This is a genomic window from Nostoc sp. DedQUE02 (assembly GCF_034531035.1).
In the GTDB taxonomy this organism is placed as follows: domain Bacteria; phylum Cyanobacteriota; class Cyanobacteriia; order Cyanobacteriales; family Nostocaceae; genus Nostoc.
On sequence record NZ_JAVRBY020000008.1, the window covers coordinates 67,747 to 84,771 of the forward strand.

General features: G+C 42.6%; 8 protein-coding genes. 5 read left to right on the top strand and 3 right to left on the bottom strand.

Annotated features, from left to right (window positions below; translation table 11 throughout):
* Nucleotides 1-29 precede the first annotated feature (29 nt).
* Nucleotides 30-2,822: a response regulator gene (locus RMX98_RS10175; protein WP_322680906.1), complete on the top strand. Its 2,793-nt coding sequence runs from the start codon at nucleotides 30-32 to the stop codon at nucleotides 2,820-2,822.
* Between the two features lie 189 nt (nucleotides 2,823-3,011).
* On the opposite strand, the gene mtnB is transcribed toward RMX98_RS10175, so the two are convergent.
* From mtnB to RMX98_RS10190, 3 genes are all read right to left on the bottom strand, one after another.
* Nucleotides 3,012-3,650, bottom strand: a complete 639-nt coding sequence (gene mtnB, locus RMX98_RS10180) for a methylthioribulose 1-phosphate dehydratase (protein ID WP_322680907.1) — start codon at nucleotides 3,648-3,650, stop codon at nucleotides 3,012-3,014.
* Between the two features lie 5 nt (nucleotides 3,651-3,655).
* On the bottom strand, nucleotides 3,656-4,291 hold the full coding sequence (locus RMX98_RS10185; protein WP_322680908.1) for an HAD-IB family phosphatase: 636 nt from the start codon (nucleotides 4,289-4,291) through the stop codon (nucleotides 3,656-3,658).
* Between the two features lie 272 nt (nucleotides 4,292-4,563).
* Complete coding sequence (locus RMX98_RS10190) at nucleotides 4,564-5,136, bottom strand: cupin domain-containing protein (protein ID WP_322680909.1); 573 nt, start codon at nucleotides 5,134-5,136, stop codon at nucleotides 4,564-4,566.
* Nucleotides 5,137-5,575: 439 nt separating this feature from the next.
* Between RMX98_RS10190 and RMX98_RS10195 the strand changes: the two genes are divergently transcribed.
* The 4 genes from RMX98_RS10195 (at nucleotide 5,576) to RMX98_RS10210 (ending at nucleotide 16,982) form a co-directional block, all read left to right on the top strand.
* Nucleotides 5,576-5,890, top strand: a complete 315-nt coding sequence (locus tag RMX98_RS10195) for a YciI family protein (RefSeq protein WP_322680910.1) — start codon at nucleotides 5,576-5,578, stop codon at nucleotides 5,888-5,890.
* A 292-nt stretch (nucleotides 5,891-6,182) separates the two neighbouring features.
* Complete coding sequence (locus RMX98_RS10200; RefSeq protein WP_322680911.1) at nucleotides 6,183-6,767, top strand: DUF99 family protein; 585 nt, start codon at nucleotides 6,183-6,185, stop codon at nucleotides 6,765-6,767.
* Between the two features lie 1,233 nt (nucleotides 6,768-8,000).
* Nucleotides 8,001-12,089 (top strand): SDR family NAD(P)-dependent oxidoreductase, encoded by a 4,089-nt coding sequence (locus tag RMX98_RS10205; RefSeq protein ID WP_322680912.1) that lies wholly within the window; start codon nucleotides 8,001-8,003, stop codon nucleotides 12,087-12,089.
* Nucleotides 12,090-16,982 carry a non-ribosomal peptide synthetase gene (locus tag RMX98_RS10210; RefSeq protein WP_322680913.1) on the top strand — a complete coding sequence of 1,631 codons (4,893 nt, stop codon included), beginning with the start codon at nucleotides 12,090-12,092 and terminating at the stop codon, nucleotides 16,980-16,982.
* Nucleotides 16,983-17,025: the final 43 nt, after the last annotated feature.

The window sequence follows — 17,025 nt, forward strand, 5'->3', positions numbered from 1 at the left end:
TCACCCTTACATAAATGTAATGTAGTTAGATGTTACGCATTCTTCTAATTGATGATAATTTGAATGACCGCCTACTGGCGATTCATGTACTAGAGCAAGAATTTTTTGACCTCCAGTTTCAGGAAATTGTTCAAGCAAAAGACTTGGAAGAAGCACTGGAAACAGGACAGTTTGATTTAGTAATAACTGACTATCAATTACGCTGGAGTGATGGCTTAACCGCGATCCGGGCAATTAAAAACCGTTATCCTGATTGCCCAGTAATAATGTTTACCAATAGTGGTACTCAGGAAATTGCCGTTGAGGCGATGAAATCGGGATTGGAAGATTACATTATTAAGTCTCCTAAGCATTATGTTCGATTACCCGCAGCAGTCCGTCGAGCAATAGAGCGGACTGAAGCTCAACGTAAAGCAGTCAGGCTAGAATCACGCCTTCAAACTTTGCTGAATAATTTAAATGTGGGAATTTATCGTTTAACGGCAGATGGCACTCTGCTCGAAGGTAATCCCGCGTTTCTGCGGCTGTTGGGTTTAAATTCTCTAACTGAAATTCCCGCAAGTCAAACCCTTGAGCCTTATTTCCAACCATTGGACTATGCCCAAGTTCTCAACCAATTAAAGCAAAATAGCGAAATCCGCGATCGCGAGATGCAATTGCGACGAGCCAATGGTACTCTAATTTGGGTGCGAATTAGTACAACTTTTACCCAAGTAGATGGTACAACCGTTATTGACGGCTTAATAGAGGATATTAGCGAACGCAAACAGGCACAAAAAGCTCTACACCAGAGTGAGGAACGCGCACAGCTTGCCATTAACATCAGTCGGCTTGGGACTTGGCATTATGACCCCAGTACGAACCTTGTGGAGTTGGACAAGCGAATGCGCGAGATTTGGGGCGAACCGGATGACACCGCGCTTATCCCCTTACCGATGGTAATAGAGCGCATCCACCCAGATGACCGGGAGCGTGTAGTCAACACCATCAGCAATGCGCTCAACCCGATGTCATCGGGTACTTATGAAATTGACTATCGGATCGTGTGGAGGGATGGAACTGAGCGGTGGCTATTCGCTAATGGGCAAGTGCAATCAGAAGGAGAGGGAGTATCCAAGCAAGCGGTAAGGTTCCTGGGAACCGCACTCGACATTACCGAACGCAAACGAGCTGAAGAACGGCTGCATCTGCTGTATGAAACGACCAGCGATTTACTGGCCACGGAACATCCCATGCAGTTGATGAATAACTTATTTAACAAGCTCTCAGCCCAGCTAGAGTTACATTCTTACTACAACTACATGGTTGAGGAAAAAGACAACCAGCTAATGCTGCATCTGAACAACTATGAGGGAATCTCTGAGGGAACGGCTCAGTCGCTCGAATGGATTGAATTTGGTCAATATCTTTGCGGACTAGTGGCACAAGAGCGGCAGCAAATTGTCTTCGATCAAGCGCAAATCTCCACCCATCCCAACGCGCAGCTTGTCAGTTCAATGGGCATTACAGCTTGTGCTGGACAACCGTTGATTGTGCAGGGGCGGTTACTGGGGACGCTTTCCTTTGCTAGCCGCACCCGCACCAGCTTTACTCCCGAAGAAATCGATCTGCTGCAATCCACCTGTGAGCAGATGGCGATCGCTATTGAGCGGGCAAACCTGCTAGCTTCAATCCAGCAACAAGCTCAACAATTGCAACAAGCCAACCGAATTAAAGATGAGTTTCTAGCAGTATTATCCCATGAATTGCGATCGCCCCTGAATCCAATTCTGGGTTGGTCTAAGCTGCTCCAAATTTCTAAGCTTGACGAAGCCAAGACCGCTTATGCTCTGAGTGCGATCGAACGCAATGCCAAGTTGCAGTCTGAACTGATTGAAGACTTGCTGGATGTTTCCCGAATTTTGCAAGGCAAACTTAGCCTTCAGGTTTGCCCAGTGGATCTAGTATCGATGGTTCAAGCTGCAATGGAAACTGTGCGGCTAGCGGCTGAAAGTAAGTCAATTCAAATTCAGGCTAGGTTTGAACCAAATGTCGGGCAAGTTTTGGGCGATCCAAATAGGTTACAGCAAGTGATTTGGAATCTCCTCTCGAATGCAATTAAGTTCACTGACATCGGGGGACGAGTGGAGATCCATCTGAAACAAGTTAGCTCTTTTGCCGAAGTTACTGTTATCGATACAGGTCAAGGAATTCACCCTAACTTTCTCCCCTATGTGTTTGAATACTTCCGCCAAGCAGATAGTGCTACAACCAGAAAGTTTGGTGGGCTGGGATTAGGGTTAGCGATCGTCCGTCACTTAGTCGAATTGCATGGCGGAACTGTTCGGGTAGAAAGTGCAGGTGAAGATCAGGGAACAACCTTTACTGTGAGACTGCCGCTCATGGCAACTCCATCCCAGAAGAAAACGGACAGTAAACCGTCTGAGCCATCCTTAAATTTGCATGGCATCAAAGTTTTGGTGGTAGATGATAACACAGATACACGGGAGTTTATTGCTTTCATGCTAGAGATGTATGGGGCGAATGTAACAACTGTCACCTCAGCTGTTGAAGCTCTCGATACTTTAACCAAGTCCAGAGCAGACGTGCTACTCAGCGATATTGGGATGCCAGAAATGGATGGCTATATGCTGGTACGCCAGCTGAGAGCCTTGCCGTACCAACAGGGCGGGAAGATTCCTGCGATCGCCCTAACAGCATTTGCTGGAGAAATTAACTATCAAAAGGCTATAGAGGCGGGTTTTCAACGGCATGTTCCGAAGCCGATCGATCCAGCAAACCTGGTTGAGACGATTACCGACTTGGTTAAACAGAGCCAGTAAGGCAGAGGACAGGTATTCCGAAATACTATAAGACTCATATTTGATTGCGTGAAAAAAATTCGGTATACCTTAATCTTCTGAAATTCTATTGCCTATTGCCTATTGCCTATTGCTTAGCCTATTACCTATTGCCTATTGTCTACTAAGCCAAGTGATTTCAGTAATCAAACCGGATTCCTATAGCAGTTCTTACAAATATGGATGGATGCCTAGCCTACAGGCGGCCACCATGTAGCGAAAAATGTACTCTAATAGCTCAATATAATTACGAGCAGCCTCAAGAGAAGAAGCCCAGACTGTGAGACCATGATCGCGAATTAGTAATGCGGGTATTTGCGGTGGAGTTACGGCAAAGCGTTTTTCAATATCAACAGCAATGTGAGAAACTTGGAGATGATTAGCAAAAATTGGCATTGCACAACAGGGGTTTTCTTGCCAAACTCCCAAACCTTTGAGCATTTCTAACGGTGGTAAAGGTAAACTATCTCCTTCAACAAAGCGAGAAACCAAATTGCCCTCAATCGAATGTATATGATAACAAGCTTGTGATTCTGGAAACAGGCGGTAAAGTAACTGATGAATTGCTGTTTCGGCTGAAGGTAACAAATTAGTGGCAGATGCTTCCATTTTGCCATCTCGATCAATGCGAACAAAATCACTTAGTAATAACTTGCCCTTAAATTTACCACTAGCTGTAATCCAGAAGCTACCATCAGGCAGGCGAGCTGAGAGGTTGCCGGCAGTTCCTACCATCCAACCTTGTTGGTAAAAATAACGAGCAGTTGCAATTAGTTGCAAACGAGGATCTGCTATTGTTGGGCAAGGCATTGAATTTAACTCCACGATTTCGCTAAATAATCGCGTATCTCTAAAAAATCATTCCAGGGAATATAAGGTTTTTGGTGTTCATCTAAATATCTTGCTAACTGAGAGCGTGCAAATACAACAGAAGCTTGCAATCCCATATTTAAGTCGGTGATGGAGTCACCAATAGCGATTTTTTCATCGGCTGGATATTGATCCATAACCTGCACCTTAGCGATAAGTTCTGTATCTCCTTCGTATTGAGAAATTACTTTTAAATAAGCACTGCTAATATCTACATCTACAGCATAAATTCTCTCTACTCTATGCACTATCCCTATCCCATCTAAAACAACCTCTACCATTTTCCGTAGTCCTCCAGAAACTACTATGAATGAAACTCCCTGACCCTCTAGAAAATCCAACAATTCTATCAATCCAGGACGTATCAATTGAGGTTTAGTAAATTCAAGAATTTCTGGATAACTTGCAGATGGAATTGATTGCAAAATTTGCTTGACTCCCTCTCGCAGCGTCAGCCTTTTCGCATACATTTCAGGTAGTAATTTTGCAGAAAGTATCGGTGCAAATTTTTTCAGAACCGCGACAAAAGTTTCATCAACTGTAATAGTGCCATCAAAGTCACAAAAAACAATCCGCTTCATACTATTTCGTAATTTGTAATGACGCTCTCTACAAAAATTTTGAGAATTTTGAATTTTGAATTTACCTCACCAGGGGTTGGCGGGCAATACCGCTTGGGTTAAGCATTTTTTCTCCCCCTGCCTCAACAGATTATTTTCTTAGAGGATGTCTGAAAACTTTTTGGTGTTGTATTTGAGACTTGTAGATCCCCCTAAATCCCCCTTAAAAAGGAGGACTTTGATTCCGGTTTCCCCCTTTTTAAGGGGGGGCTGGGGGGGATCAAGCGAAATATTTAATACTTCTCAGACATCCTCTTAACTGAACTTTGGCGGGTGCGAATTTCTCTGCCTGTATATTGGGGTGTCCAACCTTCTGTGGTGATGAAATAGCGTACTGCTTTCACCTGCTTTGCTGGGGTAAGATAAAACCAATGTTCGGTTCCGGCTGGGATGTTGATATATTCTTCTGGTTGTACAGTCAGTTCTACTTGACTACCATCAGAACGTACAAAGCCAAAAATCGCTTCCCCATCAATGATATAGCGGACTTCATCATCTGTATGGGTATGAATTTGGTCAAACTTTGCCATTAACCCATCAAGGTTAGGAATCTCTGGATGAAGGACAACCAAATCACGAGATTTATAGCCTGCTGTCTGTTGTAGTTGCTCAAAGTAACTATCTAAAGCTTTGAGTACTTGTTCTTTTTCATCTTCGTTGAGATTATCTTGTGCCAACAAATGTTGGAGTTTTGGGTTATCTGTTACAGTCCAGCGATTAATTTGAATATTCAGGGAGGCTAATTCCTGGGCAATGTGAATTAAGTCGGTGTGGAGAGTTCCATTTTCTAGTTTGAGAATTGCCATTTTTGACCTCCAGTAAAATAGGTATGATCAAGCTTTCAAGGCATAACTTCAGGAGCAAAGATACTATTTAAAAAGTATTCCATTTTTTCAGATTTTGCAGAAGGGCTAATCCCTTTAGCTTGGCTACTGTTGCTTGCGAATGGACTAAATGAGTATCTAGAGCTTCCACAGATGTCCACTTTTTTACAAAAGTAAACTTATTTTATCTCTTTATGTGAGTATATTGATCTGGCTTTTCACGATATATGCAAAAGGTCATTTTGGGGCTTGAGGATTTCGTGTGAAAAGTCAGGTTATATTTATTTAACAAGAATATAGGATTGTAGATTAGGGCAGAGTTAACACTGATTTTTGAACATACACTCGCTATTTCATGACGCAGAAGTATTTCAAGGGGCATACAATCTAAACATTATCTCAAATCAATAACCAGAGCATTATGTCTAAGCTTTTTGCCGTTGTGGTTGCAACTGTTCCAGAGTATTACGAGTATAAAAAAAATCACCCAGAGCATGACCAAGATCAACTCGCTTGGTTTAATGAGCAACATGAGAAAGGAAAACTACTGTGCTGTGGGCCGTTTTTTCCCCATGATGGAACTGGGCTTTGGGTAATTCAGGCAGAAAATTTTGAACAGGCTCAAGCTCTTGTAAACAGCAGTCCTCGTGTGCGAGATGGTATGCTAGCGAACTCTGCTAGAGTTGTGGAGTGGGAAGTTCACATTGGACGCGATCGCTTTTCAGAGCGTGAATAAGTAGAAGCAATTTCTTGCTGTCTAACATTTCTGTTCAGTGAAGGGAGATAAGTAAGTCGGCGCAATAAAACCAAACTGTGTAAATAAAAGTAAATAAGGCTCAAACTCTTTCTCCCCCTGCTCCCTGCCCCCGGTCACTGAATCTCGACTTCGCTCGATTTCCGCGTAGCCGAAGTGCTGCCCCCTGCCTTATCTCAACAATAATTATTTACGCCGACCTACTTAGTTAAGCCACCTATTAGAGTTAGAGTTGGTATTGTTAAGCTGAAAAAGCAACCTTCAAGCAACACCAATGGAACTAGCAACTCTGTTGAGAAATCACCGCACAATTCGCGCCATCGGTTTTGATGATGCTCCTTTTATGAGAAGCGCGAATAATCCTGTGGGGGTTGCAGGTGTCATCTGTGCAGGAACTAGATTTGAAGGTATGGTTTGGGGAGAGATACAGCCTGATGGTTGGGATGCTACAGAAAAACTGTGTCAGTTACTAATTGGTGGCAAATTTTTACCACATCTTCATTTAGTACTGTTGGATGGTATTTCTTTGGGTGGCTTCAATATCATAGACCTACCATTGTTAGCAGCAAAATTAGAGCGCCCTTGTGTTGCAGTAATGCGAAAGCAACCTAACCTCAAGGGAATGACATACGCTATGCAACAACTACCGCATCCAGAAAAACGATTGGAAGCTATAGATCGTGCTGGGCCTGTTTACGAGCATCCACCCTTTTATTTTCAGGTTTGTGGTGCAGAACCAGATGTTACAGCCCAAGTGCTTCAGCATCTTACAGACTGTGGACACGTACCAGAGGCTCTTCGTCTGGCCCATTTGATCGCTTCTGCGGTTGTCAAAGGTGAAAGTGGGCGACAGGCTTGATCCTTAGGCAAGAGGCAAGAGGTAATAGGCAAGAGGCAATAGGCAAGAGGTAAGAGGCAATAGGTAATAGGTAACAGTCAAGAAGCCTCTTTGAGTTGTAATGAAGTTTTTCAGAAATCAAATATGAGTCCTATATATTAGTCCTAAATTATTTGTAAAAATAAATTAACCGCAGAGGCGCAGAGAACGCAGAGAGAGGAATCTGAGATTTTCACGACTCATTTAGGATTGCTATATTGCGATCGCACTCGTTTCTATACAGGACGCTGCAAGAATGTTGGCTGAAAACTCAGTTTTGGCTGTTAACGTCAAGGGGGATCATAAGAGCGTTCGCGTAGCGTCTCGTAGAGAAGATTCTACCGCGCCTGTCCTTAATCTGGAAAAATGGTCGTATGAGTCGATATTGCGCGGTTAAATCTTCGACCTGTGTGGATGCAAAAACTCAAGATGGCGGTATCTAGGCAGAATCTGAGTTTTGACTTCTTGCTCTGGTGTTGGAGTGATAACTCTGCGCTTGTGATAGTCATCCAGAAAGTTACAGTTAGTAATTATTTTTATTTAGTATTTTAAATATTTTAATCATCGGCTTAACTGTCTTAACTGTCCACTTAACTGTCTAATTTACTGTCTAATTCACAGTTTTACTCCTATTGCATTTTATTGATAAAGCTGAGATGATTCATAAGTGGAAGTTCAGCATATTGTTTTTAATTAAGCAAGCTTGTTTTAACTAAAAATTGAGATATTACCCTAGAAAATTATAAAGGAAAAAGTTATGTTCAATTCTTAACCGCAGTAAAATTCTAAACGAGCTAGTCAAAGAGGTTACTGGTCAAATATAAGCTACGATTCAACACCTCAATAAAAAATACTTCTGAATGAACATTAACCATTAAAAATAAATAAATTCTACCTTTTGCAATATAAAAATGAGCGTTGGTAACAATAAATTTATATTTCCATCAATGAGTAATTATGAGTATAAAGTTGTAGCCTTTAACCACTATTTATAACTAAGGGGTTAATAATAAAATGAATCCTTCAGGGAAAGAGAGTTTATACTGGGAAAAAATACAGCAAATTCAAACTCAATTTGAATTAGTTTTATTGGAGAAAACTTCAATAAACGAATGTACAGCGATTGTAAAGAAAAAATCTCCCCTGGAAATCATAATATATATTGTTCCAAGCTCCAATATCTCGCTAGAAAAAATTTGTTCTTACCTTGATAGTGTGCCCGATGAAGCGTTATTACTAAAAGCCTTAGTACCTGTATCAAACCTACCTTTAACTGCCACAGGAAAGGTAGACGAATTGGCTCTGATGAATATTCCTATCATTGATAAAAGTTTAATTGAGCAAGTAGAAAAGCAACTTAACTCTCATCACAAAATTGAACAGGCAGTGGTAGTGGTGCAGGAGTTGAAAAAGAATATCCCCTTACTCCATCTATCAGATTTAATCCCAGATTGGCAAGACAAGAATGCGATCGCCAAAGCTGGGGCTTTGCCCATCGCTAATGTTGTCCCAATTCCCAGAGGTTCCCAACTAGATAGACAACAACATTTCTTAGAGCCGAAGCCACTTGCCATTAGCCACGGCAGTATTCTCCCGGATGATCCTCATGCACCTATTACCTTAGCTGAAGTTTTGCAAAGAACTGCTCAACAGGCTACAGGTGGGAAAATTATTTACTTGTTGCCCGATGGCACAGAACTACGCCAATCCTACACTGAGTTACTGGAAGTTGCCAAGCGAATTCTTGCTGGTTTGAGAAAGTTGGGACTCAAGCCAAAAAACAAAATCATATTGCAGATGGAACTTAGCTGTGACATTATTCCAGCTTTTTGGGGCTGCATATTGGGAGGCTTTGTACCCATAATCATGGAAGTGCCACCTACTTATAGAGAATCAAACAAGGTGGTGGATAAGCTTTGTCATATTTGGCAGTTTTTAGATAGTCCAGTCATCTTAACTACGGAAGTTCTTAAACCAGAGATAGAATTAGTATCGCAATGGCTACCAATAGAACGCCTCAAGATAAGCACAATTGAAGTATTAAAAAACCATACTGCCAGCAAACAATATCACCATAGTCAACCAGATGAGGTAGCTCTTTTCAACCTAACTTCTGGTAGTACAGGAATACCAAAATGCGTTCAATTGACTCATCAAAATCTCATTGCTCGCGCCAGAGGGGCTAACCTACTTAATCAACACGAGCCAGAAGATGTAATTTTAAATTGGCTGCCGTTCGATCACATTGGCAGCATTTCCGACTGGCATATCCGTGGTGTTGAATTGGGTTGCACCTTGGTTTATGCCCAAAAAGAATATATTTTGGGTCGCATCCTCAACTGGTTGGATTTGATTCATAAATACCGGATCACTCATAGCTGGGCCCCCAACTTTGCTTATGCGATAGTTAATGACTCCCTCAAACAAGAACCAGAACAGAACTGGAATTTATCGTGCGTGAAATTTCTATTGACAGCTGGTGAAGCAGTATCTAGTAAAGCTGTGGAGGATTTTCGAAAAAATTTGGTTGCATACAGACTCAAAGCAACGGCAATTCGTCCCGCTTTTGGTATGGCTGAAATGGGTTCGGGAATTACATATTATCAGCCCCTCCAGGAAGCACCTTTGTTGTTCCATAGAGTCGAGAAATCTAGATTACAAGGTACTATTAAACGAGTAGAAATAGACCATCCGAATTACAGTACTTTTACCGATTTAGGCTCAGTCATTCCTGGAATTACCATTCGCATAGTAGACGAGCAAAACTCTGTATTAAGAGAAGACACCATCGGGCGTTTGCAAGTTAAGGGCGATGCAGTTTCTCCGGGATATTACAACAACCACAATGCCAATAGTCAATCGTTTTTAAAAGATGGCTGGTTTGACACTGGAGATTTAGGATTTATTACCAACGGACAATTAGTGGTTAGTGGTCGTGCCAAAGAAACTATTATCATCAATGGAGCTAACTACTACAGCCATGAAATTGAAGCAGTAGTCGAAGAAATTGCAGAAATTGAAGTGTCCTACACTGCCGCCTGTGCAGTATGCAATGCTGATGACGCAACAGAGAAACTGGCTATTTTCTTCAGTTCGCCGATTATAGAAGAAGCTAAACTGTTAGAGTTACTGAATAAAATTCGCCAGACAGTGGTGAACAAAATCGGCTTAAATCCTGATTATTTAATTTTATTAGCTAAAGAAGATATTCCCAAAACTGTTATTGGTAAAATCCAGCGATCGCAACTTAGCGATCGCTTTCATACAGGCGAGTTCAACTCAATTATTAAACAATTTGATATCTTACTAGGCAATAGTAACACTATTCCTGATTGGTTCTACGAAAAAGTCTGGCGACCCAAGCAAGCCAACGTTTTGAAGACTTTATCCCCAATTTGTCTAACTATAGTCTTCCTCGACGAGTTAGGGTTGGGGACATTTATTTGTCAGCAACTAGAACAGCAAAACCTGCCATATCTGTGTGTCTCACCTGGAGCAAATTTTGCTAAAAAAAGTCCCAATCACTTCTTTTTAACTCCTGGAAATGCAGACCATTATCAGCTATTGCTTGAGACCATAAAAGCAGATAACCTGACCATCGGTAAAATTATCCATTTGTGGAATTATCAAGAATATCAAGGAGAGATAAAGAGCATAGAAGCTCTTGAAAAAGCCCAAAAGCAGGGAATTTACAGTTTATTGTTTCTTGTTCAAGCCCTAGCAAAAAATCATAATTTCCAAGATTTAGTTCAGTTATTATTTGTTTCTAGCTACACCCAGTCTACGCAACCAACAGACAAGATAGCTTATGAAAAATCTCCAGTTCTCGGTGTCATTAAAACTATTCCCCAGGAAATCCCCTGGTTAAATTGTCGTCACATCGATTTGACACCAAATTCGATACAGGTGAATGGAAACTATATTCTACAAGAACTCCAGGTTTTATCAAAAGAGGAAGAGGTATCTTATCGAAATGGGCAGCGTTTGATTGCAGGTTTAGAAAAAGTTAATTTAGAAGATAAACCGAAGCAAAAACTTCCTTTTAAATCAGGGGGAATGTACCTGATAAGTGGTGGGCTTGGGGGTGTTGCGGTTGAAATTGTTAAATATCTAATTAAGTTTTTTAATGCCAAATTATTATTAGTAGGTCGGACTCATTTAACAAGTGAAGATATTATATCTAACCTCTCTACAGAAATATTAGAAAAAGTAAAGCTGTATCAGGAATTAAAGCAGCTTGGCTCGGTGGTTTATGAGGCAGTGGATATCTGCGACTTGCAAGCTGTTCAACAAGTGGTAGAAAAAGTTAAGGCTAACTGGGGAAGTCAGCTAGATGGGGTGATTCATCTGGCGGGAACTTACGAGGAAAAAATGCTAGTGGATGAAACACCACAAAGTTTAGCTGCAATCTTACGACCCAAAGTATTAGGTGCTTGGGTGCTACATCAGTTGTTGAACAAGCAAAAGGAAGGGATTTTTATTAGCTTTTCGTCCTTGGCGAGTTTCTTCGGTGGAGCCACAATTTCTGCTTATGCTGCTGCTAACAATTTTTTGGAAAGCTTTAATCAATATCAACGTTCTATTGGTGTGTTGCACAGCTATTGCTTTGCTTGGACAATTTGGCGTGATACAGGAATTAATAAGGGTTATCAGAGGCAAGAAATCACCCACGCTCAAGGCTTTTATGAGATGAGCTTGCAACAAGGATTATATTCCTTCTTGACTGGTTTATATCATGACCAAGGACAGATGATAGTCGGGTTAGATGGTAGCAATCCCAAAATTCGGCGTTTTACATCGAAGTTTCCAGGGTTACAGAAATTAACTGCCTATTTCACTACACATAACGGTGTTGCTGTACCAGAGTTATCAGATTTTACAGTGCGCGATCGCTTCACAACCACCGTTAACTGTGACTTCGTGCAACTATCCCAAATGCCCCTAACTGCCAAGGGCGAAATTGATCGAGAATTATTAGCTAGGGGAATGACTCGTAGAGAAGCGATCGCTCCCCGAAATGAAACGGAACAGCAAATAGCTCAAACCTGGCAAGAAGTTTTAGGCATACCCCAAATCGGCATTCACGACAACTTCTTTGAACTAGGAGGAAATTCTTTGCTAGCCTTCCAAGTCATTTCTCGGTTGCGCGAGACTTTTTCTGTTGAATTGTCGCCAAATCGTTTTTTTGCATCCCCGACTGTAGCTGGTTTGGGAGAAAGCCTTGAGGCGCTACAAACTGTTGTCAAAAAGTGGAATGTAGCTATGGATGACGCAGAAAAAGAATATGAGGGAGGGGTATTATAAATGACAATAATAGAATTTGTCTCTTATTTAAATAGTTTAGGCATCAAAATTTGGCTGGAAGGCGGCCAGTTAAACTATCGCGCTCCCAAGGGAGTGATGAACCCAGACCTCAAAAACCAATTGCTAGGGCGCAAATCAGAAATCCTGGCTTTTCTAGAAGAAGCTCAGACTGCAACAGACTCCTCCTTTGAGCCAATACCATCTATAGAACGCTCTGGAGACTTGCCTTTATCCTTTGCCCAGCAGAGGATGTGGTTTCTCTATCAATTAGAGAGCCAAAGCCCGTTTTATAACGAGGGTTTACAGCTGCGCGTTGCAGGTGTACTCAACGTAGAAGCTCTACAGCAAAGTGTAAATGAAATCATCCGTCGTCACGAAATTCTACGAACAACATTTCCAGCAGTTGATGGGAAACCCTTGCAAATCATTTCTCCTAGCTTGACAATCAACATACCAGTGCTGGACTTGCAAAGTTTAGAAGAATCAGAAGCACAACAGATTGTCACAAAAGAAGCTCGGCAACCTTTTGATTTGAGTAATGGCCCTTTATTGCGGGTTACTTTACTAAGGCTGGGGCCAGAGTCCCACGTGCTGGTATTGATCATGCACCATATCATCACAGATGGCTGGTCAATGGGGATATTCATCCAAGAGTTGTCCAGCCTCTACCAAACTTTTACTCTTAGTTCCCCTTTACTCCTGGCTGAGTTGCCCATCCAGTATGCTGATTTTGCAGTTTGGCAGCGACAGTGGTTGACTGAGGAAATTCAAAAACAGCAACTAAATTACTGGAAGCAACAGTTAGCTGATGCGCCACCCTTATTAGAACTACCGACAGACAAACCACGCCCCCCCGTTCAGACTTTCTCTGGTGCTACCCAGGAATTTCAAATTGACCAGAATTTGAGCAAGCAAATCAAAACCTTCAGCCAACAGTCAGGAGCTACCCTATTCCATACATTACTAGCGGCTTTCGTCGTTTTAATGTTTCGTTACAGTGGTCAAGATGATATCTGCATTGGTAGCCCCATTGCCAACCGCAACCGCAGAGAAATAGAGCCATTGATTGGTTTTTTTGTCAATACATTGGTGTTGCGTCACAAAATCGAGGGAAATCCGAGTTTTAGTGAGTTTCTCTCTCAAGTGCGACAAGTTGCAACGTTCGCTTACACTCACCAAGATGTTCCTTTTGAACAAGTGGTAGAAACATTGCAACCAGAACGTTCTCTCAGTTACAATCCCCTATTCCAAGTGGTGTTTGTCTTAGAGAATTTCTTGTTGGATACATTAGAATTACCTGATGTTGCTCTAACTCCTCAATTTGTAGAACGTGGAACATCTCAATTTGATTTGACCTTGGCAGTTTGGGATACAAAAGAGGGGCTGATCGGTTCGTGGGAATATAACAGCGACCTATTTGAACCAGATACCATTGCAAGGATGACAAGTCATTTCCAAACTTTGTTAGCTGCGATTATTGCTAATCCGAATCAACTCATTGGTGAATTACCACTGCTGAGTCAACAGGAACGACATCAGTTGCTAGTGGAATGGAATGATACTTATACGCCCTATCCTAAGAGCAAATGCATCCATGAGTTGTTTGAGGAACAGGTTGAAAAAACACCGAATGCAGTGGCTGTAGTCTATGAGGACGAGTCCCTCACATACCAACAGTTGAATGAACGTGCAAATCAGTTGGCGCATTATCTGCGATCGCTTGGTGTGAAACCAGAAGTTTTAGTGGGAATTTGCATTGAGCGTTCGCCCTTAATGTTGGTAGGATTGCTGGGCATTCTCAAAGCAGGTGGGGCTTATGTACCTCTTGATCCGGCATATCCCCAAGAGCGTTTGGCGTTCATGCTAGCAGATGCCCAGGTATCGGTGCTGCTGACCCAGGAAAGTCTGGTTACAACGCTGCCGCCACATCAAGCGCAGGTAGTTTGTCTTGATAGCGTAACCTTCAGCGCGATCGCAGAGAATTTACCTCAGACAGTGACAACTGACAATCTAGCTTATGTGATTTACACCTCCGGTTCCACCGGCAGACCCAAAGGAGTGCAAATTGAACATCGAGGATTGTTAAATCTCGTCTTTTGGCATCAACAAGCTTTTGCCGTGTCGTCCCTTGACCGAGTAACACAAGTTGCTGGAGTAGCATTTGACGCTTGTGGTTGGGAAATCTGGCCTTATTTGACGGCGGGAGCTAGCATCCACTTTCCCGATGATGAAACCCGACTTTACCCTGAGCAACTGCGAGACTGGCTGTTATCAAAGGCAATAACCATTAGCTTTCTACCGACACCAATGGCCGAGAAAATGCTGTCATTAAATTGGCCGGTGAATGCTGCTTTGCGAACTTTGCTCACAGGTGGAGATCAACTTCATCAGTATCCTTCAGATTCTCATCCCTTTGAGGTGGTGAATAATTACGGGCCAACAGAGAATACTGTAGTTACAACTTCTGGTACTGTTCCGAAAAGACAACAAGCCTTATCACCTGCGATCGGGCGGGCGATCGCTAATACCCAAGTTTATATACTAGATTCCCTGTTGCAGCCTGTACCCATTGGTGTCACTGGTGAATTGTACATTGGTGGTGAGAGCTTGGCACGGGGTTATCTCCACCGTCTTGACCTGACGGCTGAAAGATTCATTAGTAACCCTTTCCAAAGAGGCAGGGGAGCAGGGGAGCATACTTCGACTGCGCTCAGTAACCGGGGGAGCAGGGGAGAAATAAAAGACCAATGCTCTAATTCTGAGCGGCTTTATCGCACAGGCGATTTAGTTCGCTACCAAGCCGATGGCAATATAGAATTCTTGGGTCGCATTGATAACCAAGTTAAAATTCGCGGCTTCCGCATTGAACTTTCCGAAATTGAGGCGGCTTTGACTCAACACCCACAGGTACGCGATGCTGTTGTGCTTGCCAGAGAAGATAAACCTAATATTAAGAGTTTAGCAGCATATATCATCCCAGAATTGACACAGCCAACCAGTAATGAGCTACGCCTGTTTCTCAAGTCAAAGCTTCCCAGTTACATGATACCTGCATCTTTCACAGTTCTAGAAGCTTTGCCGATTACCCCAAACGGCAAAGTAGATCGTCGTGCATTACCAGTACCAGAGTTCGAGTTCGATGAATCAACTGGCTTTGTCTCTCCCCACACCCACACTCAAGAAGTCTTAGCAAAGATTTGGCAGGATGTTTTAGTACTAAAACAAGTTGGTATCCACGACAATTTCTTTGAATTGGGCGGGGATTCGATCGTTAGTATGCAAATTATTGCTAAAGCTAATCAAGCCGGACTAAAACTTACTCCGAAACAACTATTTCAACACCAAACAATTGCTGAATTAGCTGCTGTTGCTGGTACAATTAACTTGGTTCAATCAGAACAAGGTTTAGTTACAGGGATTGTCCCTCTAACACCGATTCTGCACTGGTTCTTTGAGCAAAATCTACCTGAACCTCATCACTTTAACCAATCCTTCCTACTAGAAGTTCCGGCAAATTTGCAACCGGAATTACTAGAGCAGGCATTACAAAAGTTACTCTCCCATCACGATGCTTTACGCCTGCGGTTTGTGCAGCAGGATGGGCAATGGCAGCAGTACAGCAGTGATGTCAGCGATGTATCGTTGGGCATTGCAGATTTGTCATATCTGCCTCCAGCAGAACAGTTAAAGGCAATTGAAGCAAAAGCAGACGAAACACAAAGGACGCTGAACTTAACAGATGGGCCGCTGATGCGGGTCGTTTTGTTTAACTTAGGCAATTCTCCCGGACGTTTACTCATCGTCATCCATCACTTGGCTGTCGATGGCATCTCGTGGCGGATTTTGCTAGAAGACTTATCTGAGGCATACAAACAATTAGAAACTGGCAAAAGTATCCAACTACCTGCAAAAACAACTTCCTTTAAAGATTGGGCAATTCGATTGCAGGATTATGCCCGCAGTCAAGAACTCCACTCACAGCTAGATTACTGGCTGGACTCAATGCAGTTCCCAATTGCTCCTTTACCGTTGGATTATGCTGCTGTTGCCCAAGATAATACTGTAGCTTCCAGTCGGATTGTATCTGTATACCTGAGTGTAGAACAGACTCGCGCTCTATTACAGGATGTCCCTGGAGCTTACAATACTCAAATTAACGATGTGCTATTGACAGCGTTGGTGCAGACTTTCGCTCGTTGGACAGGTTTTCACTCTTTATTAATTGACTTAGAAGGTCATGGACGAGAGGACTTGTTTGAGGATGTGGACTTGTCTCGTACTGTAGGCTGGTTTACTAGTATATTCCCCGTGCTGTTAAAACTTGAAGATCGTTTCGATACCGGAGAGGTTCTCAAGTCGGTAAAAGAGCAACTGCGACGTATTCCCAACCGAGGTATTGATTATGGCATCTGGCGCTATCTTAGCCTGGATGAGAGCGATAGCGTTCGCAAAGCGTCTCGTAGAGAAGCGCTGCTGCGTTCGCGTAGCGTCTCGCAGAGAAGCGCAGAACGCAATAAATTACAAGCGTTCCCCAAAGCTGAGGTGAGCTTTAACTACTTTGGTCAATTTGACCAAACGCAGTTAGCAACCCTGGGATGGAAATATGCCCAAGAGTCTAGCGGTTCCATTCACAGCCCCAAAGGACAGCGCCACCATTTGTTAACAGTGAATGGATTAGTTGTAGAAGGGAGGCTGAAACTGGAATGGCAATATAGCGAGCATTTCCATAGCCGGGCCACTGTAGAAAATCTGGCTAATGAGTATATAGAAGCCTTAAAAACTATTATTGCCCACTGCTTATCCCCAGATGCAGGTGGCTATACTCCTTCAGATTTCCCAGAAGTTGAGTTTAGCCAAGAAGCTTTGGACGAATTGCTAGCAGAAATTGAATGAAGTCGTCTACAAAGAGAAAAGCGTGTTTTTCGGGTGTTTTACC